Consider the following 19,626-nt stretch of genomic DNA (forward strand, 5'->3'; position numbering starts at 1 on the left):
CCGTCCTCTCAGCTTGAGCAATCCTTTCGACTCGGATACTGTCTATCCATACAGCATTTGGCGTGACTGCGATGAAAGACAATGCTCAAGATTATTTGATTGATGATTCTGGCTTTGAGCTGGGAATGCCCACGCACGTGGAAATGCTCAAGCACTACAACCAAGTGCTTGAAGCTGAGCTAGAGACAACACGCTGTGACCTACGGAAAGCCCATAAAACCATCGCCGGGTTGATCGTCATGTACCGGGACAGCTCAAAGGAGCTTGCAGCCTTGAAGATTGAACATGAACGTCTCAAGTGGACATTGAGCGACATGTACAGGCGAGAGAGTGAGAGGGAATCGGCACGCATGAGCTACCAGTACGGCGGCTACGAGAAACGCGAGAAATCCTAAGTACGCCCGCCAGCTATAATCATCCCTATAGCTGAAAGGCATAGGAGCGCGGCACTGTGGCGAATTTGGGGAAGCTTTGGGCAGGAAGAGCGTTTGGAACAAACACCGGGAATCTCGCAATCACATTTGAAAAAGACGAAGAAGAGTTAGAGGGAACTATCCGATTTGCTGACGATGACCACGGGCTCGTGGCCTACAAGGTACATGGCACGTATAACGATGAAATAGTGTTGACTGGCAATTCCATTACAGAAACAGAGGGTGTCGAATACGGCGAGCTAACCATTAAAGCAGCCCTCACCCCTGAAGGCAGCATAAGAGGGGAATGGTCAACTTCAATAGGGTCAGGTGGGCCATTCATTGCTCACCCGCACGGCGCTGGGGCCGTTAACACTGTAAAGACAGACCTTGAAATTGAACAGTTCTACACACAGTCGTACACCCTTGGTGCATTGAGCCTTTCAAAAGATGATGTGATATCACTCATGGAGATTGTGAAGAAAGACTTCAACTCTGGAGGAAAGCTGATTGTAACCTACAGAAACGGCGGTGCTGAAGTTACACGACATAGCAAAGATTTCATTGCACAGATGGACGCACTCAAAAAGCTAAACTATTTAAAGCTCTTCATACAAGAACCAGATGAGTTCGAAGTAAACAAGATCGTGCTAATCGAGTTAGCCGAACACGGCATCAACAGGATCGTTGTTCAAGGCGTACGAGAAATTTGGGTGGAAGGCAAAGCCCACACATTACGCAGTGAGCTTACAAAGAATGAAAAGAGCCTTGCTACCAACTTCAAGAAGTTCGGACTAAACCTATCTCAACTTGCACTCTTCGTCATGATAGTCGTAATGGTTGACGTCCAATCCTTCTGGATGAGAGTCGGTATCGGTGCACTCTTCCTAGCCTTGATTAAATTTGTAGGCTGGCTACACGTGACATTCATTCCCAACGCATCCATTCGCCTAACCAATGTCAAGGACACTTGGATCACTCGTTGGGGAGCGTCCATCTTCTCTTGGGTATCGGCACTCACTACCACTGTGATTGGAGGTTACATAGTCTACCTAGCAACACTGCCCCAACAATAGCTGGTAACTGAAAACACAAAGCCCTCTCATTGGCGGGCTTTTTCATTCGTTCTCACGTACCAAGGAGTTGCAAGGCGTCCTAACGACTTCTGAGCAATAGCAACGGTGAACACCCACTCCCATCCTAGCCCTGTACATTAAATCGGATAACTAACAATCGCCATGTGATCCGTGAGAAGTAACATCTGGTCACCTTCTAGTCCAGTTAGTGGAAAACTAGAATATTGGATATAACCGCTTGACAAGTCCACGTGCAATATTTGATCAGTCAGCAGCACTTTAGTAGCGCCTGCTGGATAGATACCCTTCCCTTTTTCTGTGATCGAAAATGCCAGCGGAAAGAATGAGAGAAGGCTAATACAGCAAAGATTCCCCTGATTTCGAAACGCAAACAGCTTTGCACTGATATGGCGACGGTGAGGATAAAACCAGCAGTAGATATCATGCGTATCATCAATAGCAGAATCATTCCCCATTACAAACGCTCTCAACGGATCGAAATAAGGGGCGCCTCTTGAATCTACATGACACTCTTTAACAGATGTCGCAGATAAGATATGACCAATCATAGCCCTACAGAATTTGACAGCATCAAACTTCACTGAGACATGATTGACAGGACTATTTGCGTATTTGAAATGATGCTTTATCCGAGCCGTTAACTCTTTGAATACACAAGCCACTTCCTGATCGTTAGCACCTAAATGCTTGGTATTGCATGCTAGACAGATAGTCTTAAACTTACTTCCATTAGGAGACTTGACACCTTTCACTGATGGAAGTTTTGCACCAAGCAACTCTGTTAGATGAACTTGTTCAACCCTAGTGATAGTAATGCTGCCCTTAGGCGGAACATGATCTATGCTCAGCGGTCCATGCTCACCACAAATCAGGCAGAACCCTTTCGTAATTTCGGTATGGTTGCGGCGCTCCGTAAGTCCTTTCGTGTAATCGCCCATAAATACTCTCTCTCTGCCTGCAACCCTGCCCAGTTTAGAAAGCACTCGCCCAGCACCCTCACTTTTTTATTAGTCGATGCCAAATGTATGCAGGCCGCCCCTTCATCAGTTGAAACTCCCTTAAAGCGGGTAAGGTTTCTGATAATCCTTGTGCTGCCGTTAACAACAGCGTTGATATCAGAGGTGCGACAGAACCCGTATTTATCGCAAGCCCTACCCCACAAAATGAGCTCAGGGTTCCTTTAGTGAACCCTGAGCTTATTTGACCAATTGCACTGCGTACTTCGTCTACCTGCGGCATAATTTCTTTATGGAATAGGTTCTGACATTTCCTATCAAACGACTCAGAACTCACGCCATGCAGCTCTTCACTAACTGAAACCAAAGAACCGTTGAATCGATCGAATGCACGCGGATACTTATCTCGTAGCTCTATTATTGTTTGTGGGGATTCTATATTTATAAACTCTTCATTCACGTTAAAAAATCTTACGCACGGAGATATTGGCTCAGCACTTTTTGTATGCGACAACGACAAAAGGGTAGACTCAAAGCTAGATTCAGTAATATAGGTATGTCCAAGTTTTTGAGCTAAAGACGTTTGATTGTAAATTGCTTTCAACCTTGCGATGATAGCTTGGTTAGTCGCTTGATAAGCCCATCGTTCAAATTGCTCTTGGGATAAAACTCCATTGGAATCCCAGTTCGGCTCGTAAGCAATAGTGTTGCCCGCGCCCTTCCTTGCATTCTCTATAGTTTGATGGAGAAACAAGCCTACTCCAGAGTACAGTTGATCATCTTTAAACCCGACATGCAACGCCGTCCTACGCTTAACATTTGCGTCCTCTCTGAGAATCAGCATCTGCCCATTATCATCTCTGAGGACAGATTTGAGAATTGCATGACTATGGGCGTAGTCATGAATCTCTGGAGATATAGAAGACCTGAAGGCATCCTCCGAGCGCCACAGCGGCACACTTTCGCTCGGCCTATCGTAAAAATCTATGGGGTAAACAGTTACAAAATTGTTCCTGATTAATGGGTGAAGCCAACTATAAAACTCCAAACCTTTAGATAATGCATCCATACTAATCGTAGGCTTGGACGAAACCAATGGATCATTCAATACCACTTTATTGTATACGAGCAATGAGGATAATGTGTTCTCTTTCGAGAATTTTGAGGACCAAGTGCTGAACTGGGCATTAAGTTTTGAATCGACCAAATATGCATCCACCTCAGATTCAACACTTGCTCGTCTCGCCTTAACATAACATGAAAAGCGTCGAGTCAACTCCTTATCTGGCAGCTTATAAACATCTATAACATCACCATTAGACTTCAATAGCTCGCATTCAATAAGCAGGTCTAAAGCTTGATTACTCATGTACGCCCCTAATGCTCAGTATTTCTTGGTTATACGTCTTATTGGTCGCAATCTAGTCTCATTGAATCTAGACCAAGGCGCGTAAAAAGTCACTTTTTTGTCACTCTGATTTTGCTAGTATTCAAGTAGACGACCATTTCCAAACAATATCCAAAAAACCCGCCAAAATTGAGTCAGCATTGCACTTGAATGTTTCTAGTCTTCCATCAGAAATAAGCCCGACACGTTTTCAACGAATCCAACCCCCGCCAAAATTTTCAGGGACGCCAGTTCCAAAGAGGGGGTGGGGTCATTCTGAAAAACGGTCGACCTGTCCCAGGTGCTAAGCAAAATGCACAGGGTCGATATAGAAACTCGATAAATCCATAAATAAGTTGGCCGGCTCTGAAGCTCCTACAGCCTCAGAACGAGACGTTGAAAGCGAGCATCCAACGTACTGCCGTTGGTGTGAACGCGCTACTACGAGCAGTATGCAAGCCTGAGAGGTTCTTACGCCTCCGTTGTGACCTTGTTCCAATGACGTTTGATAGTGGCAATGCCCATACCCAGCTCTATAGCTGCCTGAGCCTGCGTCATGTCCCTTGACTTGAGTCGTTGCACTAATGCAGTGGTGCTAGTGGCGTCCGGTCTACCCAGTTTCTTGCCTTCTGCCTTTGCACGGATCAATCCTTGTTGGGTACGTTCGATCAGCAGGTCACGCTCAAACTCAGCTACAGCCCCCAGCACTTGCATGGTCATCTTGCCTGCCGCTGATGTCAGGTCTACACCGCCAAGGGCGAGGCAGTGAACCCGGATGCCATTAGTGGCCAGATGCTCGACGGTTTGACGCACGTCCATAGCGTTACGACCCAGACGGTCGAGCTTGGTCACGATCAGTACGTCACCACTCTCCATGCGTTCCAGTAGCTTCTGAAATCCCGGACGTTCCTTGGCAGCCACACTGCCCGATATGGTTTCCTCTACTACTCGTTTTGGTTGCACATCGAAGCCAGCGGTCTTGACCTCCTGTACTTGGTTCTCTGTGAACTGACCAGATGTCGAGACTCGGGCATAAAGGAAGGTGCGGGACATGGTGATGATTCCGGTATCGTTTAACGTGGTATCAGTGTACCAAGGCATCAACAAATTAATATGCCTATTTTGATGATACCTAATACCGCCCATCTGGAAGGGATCGTTTAACGGTCGTTTGATGATACTAGCGACGTAGCATCCTGAGAACACTATCGATGCCTTCTGCGTTTGTATCTAGGGTCTGCAACGCAGTCAGAACATTGGTGTGTATGTCCTTGCTACCACGTTCAAGAACCCATTTGGCGAGTTCTTCAATCCCGGCACGTAGCGCGATTTGGTTGAGAGCAATGAGTTCCAGTACGTCAGCAATGGTGGCGTTGTGGTCAGTCATGAGGAATCGTCCTTGATGAGTGTGAGGGAGCCTAACGACGCCCTCACAGTGATGCTACTTACCCTTTGGTTTTGTTGGCTTCGTTGGTTTCGCTGGCTTATCGGTCTCCCTTACGGTTTCCCTTGGCCTACGCCTAGCTTCCTCTGGAGTTACGTACTCCCCGCTTACCGCATCACGATATCTTGTTGGTATATCCACTCCTTAGCAGCCAATCGCCACACTACTGGCGACACCATCAACGCTAGCTCAGGCCGGTAGTTCCGCAAGGGTTCAGACTGAGGGGAGAACGTTCTGTCATTCCTCCAACAATAACTTTTCAAACTCTGCGATCAGGTCTTGCAGGCCAATCCCCAGGACTTTGCACAAGTCGCGAAGCTGCACGATGTCCAAACGACGGGTTCCGCTTTCAACGTCGCTCATGAAGGATTGTGGACGGCCTAGAGCCTCTGAGCACTGGACTTGGGTCAGACCAGCCGCCTTCCTGTACTTCTTCAGCAGCGACAAAAGCACAGCGTGTTCGGGTCTGTAAATCGTCTTGGACATGGGGGTTTGGCTACGGGTGGGCAGCCTCACAACCTATATCCGGTTTTCAGATATCTGAATTTGGGATAAATTCAATTCCCAAGAAACGCCACTCAAACCACCAGCCATGTCGCAGGGATGAATCATGAACGAGAAGCTATTTGTACTCACCAGCCAAAAGAAGAGCACGAACCACATCTTGCACGTGATTATGACCGTGCTGACCGGAGGTCTTTGGTTGATCGTGTGGGGGCTAACCATGCGGAGCAACGACAGCCACAACAAGAAGCTCGACCAGCAAATCAACCAGATCATGCATTACAAGTCACAAGGCTTGAGCGACACCGACACCTACAAACAGATCAAGGTGGACAAGACGAACTCTGACGTGATCCAAGGGCGAGTGATTTTTGTCGTTCTGGTAGTAGTGTTCCTCTACTTCTACCTGCGGTAGTAGTTGTTGCACACGTAAAGCGGAGCTTTGAACAGTACACCTTAGCCAGCTCCGCTGGCTGGTTCGCACTGAAAGCGGCAGCTTTAATGTGAATCCAACTGAAAGAGAATCAAGCTGAAACTGTACCAAGGCCCATTCATTCACGTAGTGAAGGACCAAGAAAGAAATGTTACTTCCAAGGCCTGGCCTTGATCTGTGCAAAGTTTTCGGCTCTGCCGACCGGTAGCCCCTTTCCTTTCTTGGGGGCATTACTGAAGTAATACATGCCCCTTTACCATTTCAGAAAACTACCATTTCACCCGCGCTCCAGCTCTCGGCCCTGCCGAGCAGAGTCATACATCGAGACGTCCCGTCTCAACGTACACTGTTCGCTATCGCTCCAGTGCTCTATAGATACATGCGTCCGAAATATGACCCACCTCTGCTACGCTGCCAGTGCCAGTGTCTCGGCTTGCCACCTGCGGATGGTCTTCCTTGGTACGCCTGTCAACCGCTCGATCTCCGACTGAGATAATCCCTGGGCCAGCATGCCCATTACTTCACGCCTCTTTGGGTGCTGCATGCGAGCGGGGAACGCAATTACGCTGGTGATGGGAGCACCTATCAGCCCATCTTCGTGATCCCGCTCGTACTCTTCCGCACTCTTGAACTGGGTCAAGGTGCGAAGGTCGTAATGCAGTTTTGCCAGCTCTTCAGCACTGGGAACAGACAGCACGTCCAAATCTTCCCATTCGCATGGCTTGGGCTCCGGCTCGATGCCTTCCATCTCGTTTCGGAGAGTCTTGGGGCGGCAATCCATCATCCGAGGAATGATCAACTCCATCGCTTTAACGTAGCGGCTGGCATGTCTTTCTTCCAAAGACAGCAAATCCATCACCGTTTCTGTGGTTACTACGGGAAGACTCTCCAAGATTACTGTGAGGCTACGCACCGACAACGGCATAGACTTCCCTCCGACGCCGATAGCGCGTCCATGCCAATCCAGACGAGCCACACCTTCGATGATGTCCAGTGCAAAATCTGGATAGCGCCCCCAGTCAGTCATACAGCCGATGTACATATAGAACGGATTTTCAACCGCCTTCGGCTTTCGTCCGCTGGCACTTTTAGGATTCCGTTGCGATACAGTCTTGGGAGCGGGTGCATTTTCGATCAGCCACTTATTGGCATTAGCGGCAAATCGTGCGTTCAGGGCTTCCAATTGTGCCGGGGACAGCAGATCGGGAGTGGGAGGGGTCTTACTGTTGCTGCTTGTGTCGCTAAACAAATTCAAAACGAATGCGTGCTGCATGGGGGGCTCTCCTTCTTCAAGTTCATTTCATTGGCGTTACCTCGGGTATTGCCGGTTAGTTTTGGTAGATCGCAGGCAAAAAAATGCCGATCATCCGGCACTGCATGGGGGGCGGGATGCATCAGAGATTTAGCTGAGAGGGTGGATGATAGGCTAAATGCCATCACTCGTCAAGTTTGCTGTTGACGCCTCGTGATTTTTGTGAAACTAGTGCCGCCTCGCCCGCCGAGAATGATGGCGTGTGGCTATCCTTAGCGTGGCAGATGACGTAGGATCAGATTAATCTCGCGTCACGACCAAAAGGAATGGTATGGCACAGGTCTCAATTCCGCACGTAGCCTTTCAACTGCTGGACCCCCAACCTAAATCAGTGGCCCCTTCTACGCTCGTTGATTCTCCGCGACTTCCCCCAGAGCTTTATATCGATGATGAGCATCATGGCAGAATCTATTGCCCTGATTGTGGCGTCATGTGCAGTAGACGGCCCCGTAAAACACCCAAGCGAAAAGATGGTGTTGATGCGTTTTTCTTCCATCATCCTGGCTTTGAAGAGGTTGAGTGCCCTCATAGAAAGAAAGCTGGTGGGGGTGGCGGTGACGACGAAGGAGGTCGAGAGAAAAAGGCCATAAACTTAGTGACTTTCGCAGGCTGGAAAAGCTTGTCAGATGACGAAGTTGATGATGACTTTGATGAAAACGAACCAAAGAAGAAAAAACGTCAAGTAGAAGGCGGTTCTTCTGGAGTAGGTAACGGAATTGAGCGGTATTATGACCCGCAAGGCGGCTTGCTTAATCCCGGAGAGTTTCGCACTGTACGCAGGCTAGTTCAGCTTGCGAAGATATCATTGGATATTGCCATTCAGTTTGAGGGGGAGGAAGCCATACGTCTCCGCGACCTAATTGTGTCAGTTGATAAGGTGCAAAAAAATATAGATCGCTACTTTGGTAAGAGCTTCCTTTTCTACGGTCGGCCGACTTCAATCGTCAAGGGTAGTTTCAGTCGCGTATTTTTCAATTTCCAGAGTCCGCAAAACCAGCTTAGCGGCCACTGCGATCTTGCCATCTTCGAAAAACGGAACTGGCAAATTTTTGAGCGGGATAGGTATTACCTATTTTATGGTCTTATCGAAGGTGATGAGTCGCATTCCATTGTGCGAATAAAGGAGGCAGGTCAAATTGATCGTTTGAGTGCTTCTGCAAAAGACTCCATAGCATCTCTTCGTTAATCGCCACCTGTGATAAACAGGCTATCGCGTTATAAAACCCTTTCCAGCGGGAGAGAAAGCCCCCCGCTTGATCCAAACAGCCATGCAGGCCAGCAAACACTGGACAGAACGGAACCTGGTGATTGGAACAAAACGAAACTGATGCAGGTTTTGCTAGGGTTTATCGTGGGTTTTCGATGGTTTCTGTAGCCGATTAAAGCAGCCTCGAACTCAAACGGTTGTTACTTGGCTCAAGGAAGAGTGGGAAGTTTGGAAGTCGCTGCTAGCTTCTGTGCTAAGGGCTCTTGCGGCACACTCTGGGGTGCGGTAGACGCTTATGGCTGGACTGGCCTACACTCGTGCTTATAACACCCCACACAGCCTCTCAGGCACCATGCAGCCAGCCTCAGTACGTCTACCTATCGCGTTAATGCCACTTTGCCACTTTCAACGTGCAATGCTGATAAGATCGGTTTCCCAAATTGGAGGCATGCAGCATGGCATCGGAAGGCAAGCAATCCCCGTTCACTTTTAAGAATATTGCATTATCTGCGGCTGGTATTGTTCTTACATCGTGGGCCATTCCAAAGGCTCTGGACTACTTTCTAGATACCACCCTCCTGACAACGATACAGGGTTGGCTGCTACGTGCGTGGAACTGGGCTCTGTTGGATACGCCGATGCCAAATTGGTCACTAGTAATGATTATCGTGGTTTTAATCAGCACGCTGTGTGTCGCGATTTACTACTACCGCACCATTGAAATTGCCTATAGCGACTTAAACGAAGCAGAGCAAACAATTGACAAACTTCGCAACCCAGACCCTACCGACCTAAGTCGCTCGCAGGCCATGGTGTTAATGAATATAGCGAATTTTGCAGCAAGCGGTTTACCGCCCAGCCTGTCATCTTTGGGTTTAGGCTTGGGGTCTGGCACTGGTTTTAAACCGTTAGAACTTGAAGTTGTCATCGAGCGTCTAGCCGAGAAAGGCTATGTGCAGTTTTCGCGTTCAGCTGGCGTGTCTTCATCGTCGAGCTTAGGTACGCCATGCCTCACACTGAAGGGAAAAGAATACGTATTGGCTCGCCGGAAAAGAAATTCAGAATTGGAAGAGCAAAAGTCAAAGGCAGCAACACCTGAGAGCTAGTCGCCACCAGTTACAGTGAAAAGTTCCTACTCTGCCGTAGGGTAGGAACTAATCCGCGCGGAAACGCTACAAGCCACACGGAACGTGGCCTAGAACCAATTTATGACTGACATATTTCCGATGTGAAATCGGCTTTCAAAATCCCCTGTACAATGTCCACCTTGAAGCCATCGTGAGACATCCCATGCCAGCAAACACAACGTCCTTCGCCCCTTGGATGGTCGAGAGTGCTAACAAGTACCTACGTGCGTCTGAGATATTGTTTCGTACGGATGGGAACCTTCTTCACGTCGCTAGCATCAATGCAGCCATTGGTTTAGAGATATTGTTAAAATCGTTTGGTGCTAACGTCACAGAAAATGAAGGCACCGTGTATCAGAACTATGAGCCGAACACACCCGCTATTAGGGACGCTCATAAAATGCTCTTGGCTAATGGTGATGCTGAAAAGATATTAAATTTTCACGATCTTTTGATACTCTACTTCGCAATTCCTGAACCTGTTCGTAAAGCTGTAAACCTTCATCGATTTGAAAGAACGATAGGACATTGCCGACATTTGTTTGCTGGTAGCCGTTACGAGTATGAAGCGAAATCTCGTGTTGGGTCTGATGATTCCGCCATTCAGGCTTTAGGTGATCTTATCCCTAATGTTGTCACTTACTGCAAGCAACAGGGTTGCACTGATCCTTGGATACAGCACTACCTTGATGTTTGAGCCAAGCAGCCGTTCAAGGTTGCTGCGTGTTCTGCCTGCGAATCAGTTGGAGTAGTGGCGGCAGATTTTCGAATGCAACCGTTGGTGTAACACGATCCTTTTCAGCCAGCGTCTGAGTGGTGATCTTTCGTATCTCGCCCAAGTGTTCAACTTGATACTGTTTTGTGGTGCGATCAACACTCTTGTACAACCAAGGGTACATTTCATCTGGAGCGTTCACAGTCATTAGACCATCTGCATAGACAGTGATGCTGTAGCCCACACCCCGAAGCAATGCATTCAGCTTTACCGGATCGTCCTCAAGCATGCTGTTTTCAATCGACACAGCCCCTAGGGTATCTACAGGACTCTCTGTCCGCTCCATCACTAACAACTCCGCTTGCAGCGCCTCACGTTCAACTCTACGAGCCTCAAGCTGGCTCATAACTTCAGGTATCAAGCCAACGGTTTGGATAGCAGTAGCAAGGTCTGTAATTTTCTGTGCGACAGCTTCTAGCTCACTCTGGATCACCAGTATTCGCTTCTGGTTCACCGTCAACTGTTGTCGCTGAAACGCTGCCTCAATCGCTCTCAACGAAGTAGCAACGCGGATATGGTCAAGCACTGGCTTAGGCATGGTGCGAGCGTTCACACACCCCGCCTCTTTCAATCGCTGCCTGTTCAAGCAACGCATGCTGTGTGGACGTCCATCCTTACTTTGCATGATGTAGTTGCCACCACAGTGACCACACTTCACCAGCCCAACGAGAAGGTGCTTCGCTGTCTTCACAGGCCGTGTTGTTTTTGCTTCCTTTCCACGCTGTTGGGCACGAAGGAAAAGGTCAGGTTCGATGATTGCCGGGTAAGCGTTGGGAATGTCATTCCAGTAGCCAAGTACAGTCGGATTTCTCAGCCAGCTTTCAATGGTTGGCCCTGAGCATTTAGCTAGCTCTGGCTCTCCTGTCGCACGCATGCGAACGGCAATAGTGGCCTTACCAACGCCAGCGGTGTACAGCTCGAAAACTGTCTTCACGTGCTTGGCTATTCGCTCAATGACCACACCTTCAGTAGTGAGCCAAGTAGGCGTCATTCGCTTCACCTGCTCGCCAGCTCTCGCCTTCTCTTCTCGTATCCGATAGGACGCCGTGACTCGACGTGACAGGGTTTCAGAATACTGATTCGCTGCTTGAATCTTCGCCATCAACATATAGATGTGCGAGCCGTTTACACTGGCTCTGTTGTATTCGTTGCCATCGTCAAGGGTGATGATCGACACACCAGCGGATAGAATCGGCGTGAGCAAACGAAGCATGTCTACGGTGTCCATCCGGCCTGTTCGGTCGATGGCTTCCACCAGTACAACGTCGCCGTCTTTGATGACCCCGGCCTTGACAGCATCCAGTAGCTTACCGAAGCCGCCACCTTCTTTAGCGTGGTCGCCATGATATCCAGACTTTGCCAAGTCTTCGAATTTCAGCAAGCTAATCTGGTAATCGAGATTCCTACCCAACCAGTCTGCAATCATGGCCTGCTGGCGTTCTAGGGAGCTGCCGCCGTGTTGCCGGAAGCTGGAAAAGCGTACGTACGAGATTGCTTGTTTCATGTGATCTCCTGAGGCTGCACAGCATACCAGCCTTCAGTGTCACATATGAAAATGCTGCTCCCAACCCTTGATCACCCGCCCCGTGCCAATCACGCACTGGAATGGTTTACCCCGGCTGTAGGAAGAATCGAATTCTGTCCCGTCTTCCAGCCAGCCGCGGTATTGGGTGGTAATCAGCGCGCCTTTGACGGCGGTTTTGCCGTCACCCGGCTCAAGGTCAATGATTTGCAACTCGTCGCTCATGATTCCTACTCGTTAACAGTCGCCCGGTGTTTGGGGCGTGGACGGAGGTTTTCGCAGAAACCGGCGCGCAAGGCAATCCACGGAACCGAAAGACCGTCCTCCAGCTCACATGAATAACGTCTTCGTTTCAGGAAAGGATGCTCTGATGACCGACTCATCCCCGCTGTACAGTTTCATCCCGCCCTACATCCTCAACCGAATCATCGCCTACGGTTCCGACCATCAGCGCTCCAGCGCCCAGGCCACGCTGACCCATGTCCGTCGTCTGCGGCACAATCCCGGCCCGCCATCGCGGCCACCCGCCAAAGCGATCCTGCCGCTGTCCGGTCGCCCCGGCCTGGCACAGCGCAGTATTCATGACGCGCAAGGCAAAATGCTGCTGCCGGGTATGCCTGTGCGACTTGAAGGTCAGGCGGCAACCGGCGATCCGGCGGTCGACGAAGCCTACGACGCAATGGGTGCCAGCTATGATTTCTTCTGGAAGGTGCTGGGTCGGGACTCCATCGACAACAAGGGTTTTGCCTTGGTCGGCAGCGTGCATTACGGCCAGGATTACGAGAACGCCTTCTGGAACGGCGCGCAAATGGTGTTCGGTGACGGCGATGGCGAAATCTTCGAGCGTTTCACCCGCTCTCTGGATGTGGTCGGTCACGAGTTGACGCACGGCGTGATCGAAAGCGAAGCCGGTCTCGTTTATGCCAACCAGTCCGGGGCATTGAATGAATCGATATCGGACGTTTTCGGGGTGCTGATCAAACAACATGTACTGGGCCAGACCGTCGAAGAGGCTGACTGGCTGATCGGCGCCGACTTGTTGGCACCGGGCATCAAAGGTATCGGTTTACGCTCGATGGCCCATCCGGGCACGGCTTATGACGACCCGTTGCTCGGCAAGGATCCGCAACCGGATCACATGCGCAAGTTCGTCATCACCCAGGAAGACAACGGCGGTGTGCACATCAATTCGGGCATCCCCAATCGGGCGTTTTATCTGGCCGCGATGGCGCTGGGCGGTTTTGCCTGGGAAAAAACCGGCCGCATCTGGTACGACGCGCTGTGCGACAAGCGCCTGAGTAGCGAAGCGACATTCAGTGCCTTCGCGCAACTGACTGTCGAGCATGCCGGGCAAGGATGGGGTGCAACGGCAGTCGAGGCGGTGCGACACGGCTGGTCTGAAGTGGGCGTCGAGCTGACACCGGAGGAACGATGAAAACCTTGCCAACACTGGGCGATAACGCGGTGGTCTGTGTCTCCCGCCAGGGCGGCGTAGCGGCGATCCACAGCTTGACCCGCCCCCGAGAGATCGAATTCGCCCAATGCGATGCAGAGCAACGTAGCCGCATCTGCTCGTTGCTCGAAGGTTGCCTGCCTATGACGAGTTCATCCGCCGGCCGCGGCGATCAGCGCTTCTATCAAATCGAAGTGCGCTACCGCAGCGGCGAACAGGACGACCGGATGGTGATGAAGGTGCCTGAAGATAAAGCGCCTGGAGAATTGGTGCATCTGTGGGACAAGGGTGAGCTGCTATAAGTTTGGCGCCTCCGGTAATAGAGGCTGCTGATCGAGGGCCGTGTGAACTAACATAGGCGCACCTCTCCCGATACGGCTGATACGCGACGATGGCAAAACCTGCATGAATGTGGACTGGACCAGCGTCGCCATCGGCTCAGTGATGCTAGCCCTGATCGTCGCGTTGATCGGTCGCGAGCGCTCGCTGCAAAAGCAGCTGGCCGAGTATCGCGTACTAATCACCAGCCTGACTGACGGACAAAACATCCGTCAGGACGGTGACGCCGAACGCTTCAAGCGCAGCCAGTACTTCGCCCGTATCGGCACATGGGACTGGGACGTCGACACCGACAAGCTCTACTGGTCGGAAGCTATCTACGGCATGTTTGGCTTCAAGATCGACGAAGTAACGCCCTCCTACGCGCTGTTTTGCTCATGTGTCCACCCGGACGACCGGGCCAGGGTCCGGGCCGGGGAATTGCGCTGCCTGGATACCGGCGACAACCATGACGAGGAATATCGGGTGGTGTGGCCCGACGGCACGATCCGCTGGCTTCGGGAAACAGGCAATGTGGTCAAGAACGACCACGATGCAACGATCAAGATGATGGGTGTGGTACGCGATATCACCGAGGAAAAAGCCTCCGCCAGCTACCTGCAACACCTGGCCCATTTCGATCCGCTGACCGGTCTGCCCAATCGTCTGGTACTCGAGGAGCGTCTGTCCGAAGCGCTGGAACAGGCGCGCATCAGCGCCACGAGGGTTGCGCTGGTATTCGTCGATCTCAATGGTTTCAAGGCAATCAACGACCATTACGGCCATGCCGCCGGCGACCGGGTATTGATCACCACCGCCACGCGATTGAAGAAAATCCTGCGTTCAACGGATACCGTCGCCCGGATTGGTGGTGATGAATTTGTGGTCATCCTTCAAGGCCTGTCCCAAGGCAACAGCCTGCAAGACGAAGCCCGCAGCATCTGCCAGAAAATCTTCGTCGAACTGTCGCCACCGGTGACCATCGGCAATGATCAACGACACATCGGCACCAGCCTTGGGGTCGCGGTGTTCCCGGACCATGCGCCGAGCATGGACCGGTTGATTCATATTGCGGATCTGGCGATGTATGAGGCGAAGCGCAGTGGGAATAATCAGTATCGGTTGGGTGAACAATCGATGAGTCATAGCCGGGTCGATTGACCCCTTCAGTCCTTGCGCCGGCCGAAGGGAATGCCGTTAAACGTGTGGGTGCAGCAATGACAGTCAGGCGTCATGTGCTCGGCTTTCAGCTCAGGATTGATGATCCGCAGACACCCTTGATCATCGACATACAAGCCGCTGAAGTAGCTCGACTCTCCCAGACACACCTGCTCTTTCCTTTGGTTTTCATGCAGAGCAACCATCCAGAACACCGGTTCAGGCCGATCGAGGCGAGCCACCGTTTCGCTGAAAACCTCATCCCATTGCCTACCGACGCGAGACAGCAGAAACCGGAACAATGGCGTGTAATCGAACCCGTGCCGGCGAGTTCCATGCATCGAACCCCGTGACGCATCGTTGTTGATTTCATTCTTGGTATTGCGCTGATGCCGGTAATGCCCGGTAATTTCGTTACGCCAGACACCCCAAGTGCGGGTATTGACCTTGCGGTAGAGGGGTTTCTTGTCCAACGGGTAGCTCCTGACATCCAGTCAATGAAATCGCCGCCGAGCTTTACCGCAACCGCTGGCGATTTCAATCAGCCTTCAATGGCCAAATGTTGCTTGCGGGCTAACGCTCCACTGGCGTGATATCCACAAGCAGGCGCACTCCCACATTTATTTGCAGGGGGCGGAGATACTGTGTCCACCGCAGACCCATTGTGGGAGTGAGCCTGCTCGCGATGGCGGTAGGCCAGGCAACATCGTTATCTGTCATTGCTGACGCATGAAGCATCACCCTTTATCCTTGTCCCCCCCGCCATACCGAGTGAATGGAGTTTTTGTCATGCCCCATGAAGGCAACCTGCTGCAAGCCGCTGTCGTGTTTCTGTTCGCTGCGGTGCTCACCGTTCCCTTGGCCAAGCGTCTGCAATTGGGGGCGGTGCTGGGCTATCTGTTTGCAGGGGTGATCATCGGCCCGTCGGTGCTGGGCTTGATTGGCAATCCGCAAAGCGTCAGCCACATTTCCGAACTCGGGGTGGTGTTGCTGCTGTTCATCATTGGCCTGGAACTGTCGCCGCGACGTTTGTGGGTGATGCGCAAATCGGTATTCGGCGTTGGTCTGGCGCAGGTGTTGCTGACGGGCACGCTGATTGGTGTGCTGGCGTTGTTCGTGTTCGGCCAACCGTTGAACAGTGCGATCGTTCTGGGCTTGGGCCTGGCGCTGTCGTCTACGGCATTCGGATTGCAAAGCCTGGCCGAGCGCAAGGAACTGACCAGCCCCCACGGGCGTTTGGCATTTGCGATTCTGCTGTTCCAGGACATCGCCGCTATCCCGTTGATCGCCATGGTGCCGTTGCTGGCGGGCGGCGATCACACCAGCAGCGCGGGTGAAGGCCTCAATCACGGCTTGCGCGTGCTGGGCAGCATCGCGGTGATGGTGATCGGTGGGCGATACCTGTTGCGACCGGTGTTCCGGGTGGTGGCCAAGACCGGTTTGCCGGAAGTCTCCACGGCCACCGCATTGCTGGTGGTGATGGGCACGGCATGGCTGATGGACCTGGTCGGCGTGTCCATGGCGCTGGGGGCGTTTCTCGCCGGGTTGCTGCTGGCGGACTCCGAATACCGCCACGAACTGGAAGCGCAAATCGAGCCGTTCAAGGGATTGCTGCTGGGGCTGTTTTTCATCAGTGTCGGCATGGGCGCTAACCTGAGCCTGCTCCTGAGCGCCCCGATCACGGTGCTGGGCCTGACCCTGCTGCTGATCGCAATCAAATTGCCGCTGTTGTTCGTTGTCGGTCGGCTGGCCGGTGGCTTGGGCAAGGTCAGTGCGATTCGCCTCGGCATCGTGCTCGCGGCCGGTGGTGAATTTGCGTTTGTGGTGTTCAAGATCGGCCGCGATCAGGGGCTGTTCGAGCCGAACCTGTACGACTTGCTGGTGCTGACCATCACCTTGTCGATGGCGGTGACGCCATTGCTGTTGCTGATTTGCGCGCGACTGGTCAGCCCCAAGGTTCAACCGGTGGTGGTGCCGGAGAAATTCCGCGAAATCGATACCGACACGCCACGCGTGGTGATTGCCGGCATGGGCCGTATGGGGCAGATCGTTGCGCGGATTCTGCGCGCGCAGAACATCAAGTTCGTCGCCCTCGACACCTCGGTGGAAACCATCGAACTGTCGCGCAGCTTCGGCGGTGTGCCGGTGTTCTACGGCGACCCGATGCGCCCGGAGATCCTCAGTGCGGCCAAGGTCGAGCAGGCGGAATACTTTGTCATCGCCACCGACGACCCGGACACCAACATCAAGACCGCCGAACTGGTGCACAAACTCTACCCGCACATCAAAATCATCGCCCGGGCACGGAACCGCCAGCATGTGCATCGCTTGGTGGACCTTGGCGCCGAGGCCATTCGGGAAACCTATTATTCGAGTCTGGAAATGAGCCGCCGCACGCTGGTCGGCCTGGGGCTGACCCAGGCCCAGGCCGATGCGCGGATCAAGCGTTTCAAGCATCACGACGAGCAGGTGCTTGAGGCCCAGCACATGATTTATGACGATGCGGCGAAGGTCTTGCAGACGGCGCAGGAAGCCCGGGCGGAATTGGCGAGATTGTTTGAGTCGGATCAACTGGAAGAAGAATCAGGGAAGGCATAACTGATCGTTCCCACGCTCTGCGTGGGAATGCCGCCCGGGACGCTCCGCGTCCCTTCGCAAGTCGTGACGCAGAGCGTCACAGGATGCATTCCCACGCAGAGCGTGGGAACGATCGACATAAGGAATCCACAATGGCCGCTGACCAACCCGCTCCCGCCCTGAAAGAAATATTCAACGCCGACCGCCTCAAGCACATCGCCACCGAGATGACCGCCGTCTACCCCGCGTTCAACGCCAAGGCCTTCCTTAAACTGGCCAACGACGGACTGGCCGAATTATCCATCATGCAGCGCATGGCCCGAGTCAGCGAGTGCCTGCACGCGGTCTTGCCGTTGAACTATGAAGAAACGCTGGAAGTGCTGCGCGCCCTCGCCCCGCGACTGAACAGCGGCTTCGTCAGCATTTCATTACCGCATTACGTTGCGACCTATGGCGGACAGGCCTTCGAGCAGTCGATGGAGGCGCTGAAATATTTCACCACCTTCGGTTCCTCGGAATTCGCGATCCGCTATTTCCTGCGCAGTGACATCGAACGCTCCCTGGCGGTCATGCACGAGTGGTCCCAGGACGAAAACGAACACGTCCGCCGTCTGGCCAGCGAAGGCAGCCGCCCGCGCCTGCCATGGTCGTTTCGACTGGAACAAGTTCAGGCTGACCCGACATTGGCGGCGGCGATCCTCGACAACCTCAAGACCGACAACAGCCTCTACGTGCGCAAATCCGTGGCCAACCACCTCAACGACATCACCAAGGATCACCCCGAATGGGTGCTGGACCTGATCGAAGGCTGGTCACTGGACAACAAACACACGGCATGGATCGCCAAACACGCCCTGCGCAGCCTGATCAAACAAGGCAATCAACGCGCGTTGGCGATCATTGGCGCGGGCGGCAAGCCTGAGGTCGAGTTCATCGATGTGAAGGTGGAACCGGCGGTGATTCGTCTGGGTGAAAAAATCACCCTGTCCTTCACCGTGAAATCCAAGGTGCAGGACTGTCAGCGACTGGTGATCGACTACGCGATCGATTACGTCAAAGCCAACGGCAGCACCTCGGCGAAGGTGTTCAAGCTCAAGGCGCTAACCCTTCCCGGCAAAGCGACCGAGTCCATCGCCCGTAGCCAGCAGATCAAGGAACTCACCACCCGTCGGCATTACGCCGGTCAACACGCCGTGCACATTCTGGTGAACGGCGAGCGCCTGGCCAGCACCGGGTTCGAGATTAGCGCTGACGTTGATTGACCGTATTGCCGGATCGACCGGGCAGCATGCGCGTCAGGGTGTTGTCGCGGACCCAATAGTGATGAAACAACCCCGCCGCCGCGTGAAAGCCGATCAGCCAGTAACCGGCGCTGCCGAGCAATTCGTGCCAATGCTTGAACTGCTTGGCCAGGTCAGGATCGACCGCCACCGGCGAAGGCAGGAAAAATCCGAAATAAGGCATCGGCTTGCCACCCGCCGACAGCATCAGCCAGGCCAATAAAGGCGTGGCGATCATCAGCCCATACAACGCCAGGTGCATCAGGTGCGAAACGCCTGTCTGCCAGACGGGCAACGTCGGCGTAATCGGCGGACGCGGGGTGAGCCGCCCGAGCAAGCGCACCCACACCAACACAAAAATGCTCAGCCCGAACAAGCCGTGCAACCCAAGAAACAAGCTCTTCAAGGCGTGTCCCTTTGGCAACAGCCCTTTGATTTCGATGCAGGCATACACGCCGACAAACAGCGCGAGCATCAGCCAGTGCAAGGTGATCGAGAGTTTTCCATACCGGTGAGCGAGTGCATCGCGGGTCATAACAGGCCTCGTGAACGTTATTTTGGCTGTCGAGTCATTCGCGCAGCCCGGTTGCGCTGTGTTGCCGAACCGATGGGCGCCACCCTGCCCGCCCAGTCTTAAGGCAATCTGAAGACTGGCCCGAGCGA

At 52.7% G+C, this 19,626-nt stretch carries 20 protein-coding genes and 1 pseudogene; 11 read left to right on the forward strand and 10 right to left on the reverse strand.

Annotation, left to right across the window (positions count from 1 at the left end; translation table 11 throughout):
- The first annotated feature begins 71 nt into the window (after positions 1–71).
- Positions 72–395, forward strand: coding sequence for a hypothetical protein (locus tag ACQ4OB_RS07845; RefSeq protein WP_430955421.1), 324 nt, complete (start codon positions 72–74; stop codon positions 393–395).
- 56 nt (positions 396–451) lie between these two features.
- Positions 452–1,489, forward strand: a complete 1,038-nt coding sequence (locus ACQ4OB_RS07850) for a hypothetical protein (RefSeq protein WP_430955422.1) — start codon at positions 452–454, stop codon at positions 1,487–1,489.
- Between the two features lie 137 nt (positions 1,490–1,626).
- Here the strand turns inward: ACQ4OB_RS07850 and ACQ4OB_RS07855 are convergent, their stop codons facing one another.
- The 5 genes from ACQ4OB_RS07855 to ACQ4OB_RS07875 form a co-directional block, all read right to left on the reverse strand.
- Positions 1,627–2,448, reverse strand: coding sequence for a metal-binding protein (locus tag ACQ4OB_RS07855; RefSeq protein ID WP_430955423.1), 822 nt, complete (start codon positions 2,446–2,448; stop codon positions 1,627–1,629).
- A gap of 58 nt (positions 2,449–2,506) precedes the next feature.
- On the reverse strand, positions 2,507–3,835 hold the full coding sequence (locus ACQ4OB_RS07860; protein WP_430955424.1) for a hypothetical protein: 1,329 nt from the start codon (positions 3,833–3,835) through the stop codon (positions 2,507–2,509).
- Positions 3,836–4,324: 489 nt separating this feature from the next.
- Positions 4,325–4,906, reverse strand: coding sequence for a recombinase family protein (locus tag ACQ4OB_RS07865; RefSeq protein ID WP_430955425.1), 582 nt, complete (start codon positions 4,904–4,906; stop codon positions 4,325–4,327).
- A gap of 127 nt (positions 4,907–5,033) precedes the next feature.
- Entirely contained in the window at positions 5,034–5,240 is a 207-nt protein-coding gene (locus ACQ4OB_RS07870) for a hypothetical protein (RefSeq protein ID WP_430955426.1), read from the reverse strand.
- A 294-nt stretch (positions 5,241–5,534) separates the two neighbouring features.
- Positions 5,535–5,783, reverse strand: a complete 249-nt coding sequence (locus tag ACQ4OB_RS07875) for a helix-turn-helix domain-containing protein (RefSeq protein ID WP_430955427.1) — start codon at positions 5,781–5,783, stop codon at positions 5,535–5,537.
- Positions 5,784–6,021: 238 nt separating this feature from the next.
- On the opposite strand from ACQ4OB_RS07875, the gene ACQ4OB_RS07880 reads away from it, so the two are divergent.
- Positions 6,022–6,216: a hypothetical protein gene (locus ACQ4OB_RS07880; protein WP_430955428.1), complete on the forward strand. Its 195-nt coding sequence runs from the start codon at positions 6,022–6,024 to the stop codon at positions 6,214–6,216.
- Positions 6,217–6,640: 424 nt separating this feature from the next.
- On the opposite strand, the gene ACQ4OB_RS07885 is transcribed toward ACQ4OB_RS07880, so the two are convergent.
- A complete protein-coding gene (locus ACQ4OB_RS07885) occupies positions 6,641–7,507 on the reverse strand; it encodes a helix-turn-helix domain-containing protein (protein WP_430955429.1) in 867 nt (288 codons plus the stop codon).
- 310 nt (positions 7,508–7,817) lie between these two features.
- On the opposite strand from ACQ4OB_RS07885, the gene ACQ4OB_RS07890 reads away from it, so the two are divergent.
- The 3 genes from ACQ4OB_RS07890 (at position 7,818) to ACQ4OB_RS07900 (ending at position 10,577) form a co-directional block, all read left to right on the forward strand.
- The gene (locus tag ACQ4OB_RS07890; RefSeq protein ID WP_430955430.1) at positions 7,818–8,732 is read left to right on the forward strand and encodes a hypothetical protein; all 915 of its coding nucleotides are present in this window, start codon (positions 7,818–7,820) and stop codon (positions 8,730–8,732) included.
- A 476-nt stretch (positions 8,733–9,208) separates the two neighbouring features.
- A complete protein-coding gene (locus ACQ4OB_RS07895; protein ID WP_430955431.1) occupies positions 9,209–9,859 on the forward strand; it encodes a hypothetical protein in 651 nt (216 codons plus the stop codon).
- 184 nt (positions 9,860–10,043) lie between these two features.
- The gene (locus tag ACQ4OB_RS07900) at positions 10,044–10,577 is read left to right on the forward strand and encodes a hypothetical protein (protein ID WP_430955432.1); all 534 of its coding nucleotides are present in this window, start codon (positions 10,044–10,046) and stop codon (positions 10,575–10,577) included.
- Between the two features lie 13 nt (positions 10,578–10,590).
- Here ACQ4OB_RS07900 and ACQ4OB_RS07905 read toward each other — a convergent pair whose 3' ends face one another.
- On the reverse strand, positions 10,591–12,159 hold the full coding sequence (locus tag ACQ4OB_RS07905; RefSeq protein ID WP_430955433.1) for a recombinase family protein: 1,569 nt from the start codon (positions 12,157–12,159) through the stop codon (positions 10,591–10,593).
- Positions 12,160–12,213: 54 nt separating this feature from the next.
- Positions 12,214–12,402 (reverse strand): annotated as a pseudogene (locus ACQ4OB_RS07910) (FKBP-type peptidyl-prolyl cis-trans isomerase); the annotation flags it as partial.
- Between the two features lie 145 nt (positions 12,403–12,547).
- On the opposite strand from ACQ4OB_RS07910, the gene ACQ4OB_RS07915 reads away from it, so the two are divergent.
- From ACQ4OB_RS07915 to ACQ4OB_RS07925, 3 genes are all read left to right on the forward strand, one after another.
- Positions 12,548–13,612 (forward strand): M4 family metallopeptidase, encoded by a 1,065-nt coding sequence (locus ACQ4OB_RS07915; RefSeq protein WP_430955434.1) that lies wholly within the window; start codon positions 12,548–12,550, stop codon positions 13,610–13,612.
- On the forward strand, positions 13,609–13,932 hold the full coding sequence (locus tag ACQ4OB_RS07920) for a protealysin inhibitor emfourin (RefSeq protein ID WP_430955435.1): 324 nt from the start codon (positions 13,609–13,611) through the stop codon (positions 13,930–13,932). Before ACQ4OB_RS07915 ends, ACQ4OB_RS07920 begins: the two co-directional genes overlap by 4 nt.
- Positions 13,933–14,035: 103 nt before the next feature.
- On the forward strand, positions 14,036–15,109 hold the full coding sequence (locus ACQ4OB_RS07925; RefSeq protein ID WP_430955436.1) for a diguanylate cyclase domain-containing protein: 1,074 nt from the start codon (positions 14,036–14,038) through the stop codon (positions 15,107–15,109).
- Positions 15,110–15,114: 5 nt separating this feature from the next.
- On the opposite strand, the gene ACQ4OB_RS07930 is transcribed toward ACQ4OB_RS07925, so the two are convergent.
- A complete protein-coding gene (locus ACQ4OB_RS07930; protein ID WP_430955437.1) occupies positions 15,115–15,579 on the reverse strand; it encodes a hypothetical protein in 465 nt (154 codons plus the stop codon).
- Positions 15,580–15,895: 316 nt separating this feature from the next.
- On the opposite strand from ACQ4OB_RS07930, the gene ACQ4OB_RS07935 reads away from it, so the two are divergent.
- Together ACQ4OB_RS07935 and ACQ4OB_RS07940 are read left to right on the forward strand one after the other, a co-directional pair.
- Complete coding sequence (locus ACQ4OB_RS07935; protein ID WP_074875980.1) at positions 15,896–17,704, forward strand: monovalent cation:proton antiporter-2 (CPA2) family protein; 1,809 nt, start codon at positions 15,896–15,898, stop codon at positions 17,702–17,704.
- Positions 17,705–17,835: 131 nt separating this feature from the next.
- The gene (locus ACQ4OB_RS07940; protein WP_430955438.1) at positions 17,836–18,945 is read left to right on the forward strand and encodes a DNA alkylation repair protein; all 1,110 of its coding nucleotides are present in this window, start codon (positions 17,836–17,838) and stop codon (positions 18,943–18,945) included.
- On the opposite strand, the gene ACQ4OB_RS07945 is transcribed toward ACQ4OB_RS07940, so the two are convergent.
- Positions 18,926–19,498, reverse strand: coding sequence for a cytochrome b (locus tag ACQ4OB_RS07945; RefSeq protein WP_430955439.1), 573 nt, complete (start codon positions 19,496–19,498; stop codon positions 18,926–18,928). The two genes, ACQ4OB_RS07940 and ACQ4OB_RS07945, sit on opposite strands and share 20 nt — an antisense overlap.
- Positions 19,499–19,626: the final 128 nt, after the last annotated feature.

Origin of the sequence: Pseudomonas sp. ES4 (assembly GCF_050586665.1) — a bacterium.
GTDB lineage: Bacteria > Pseudomonadota > Gammaproteobacteria > Pseudomonadales > Pseudomonadaceae > Aquipseudomonas > Aquipseudomonas frederiksbergensis.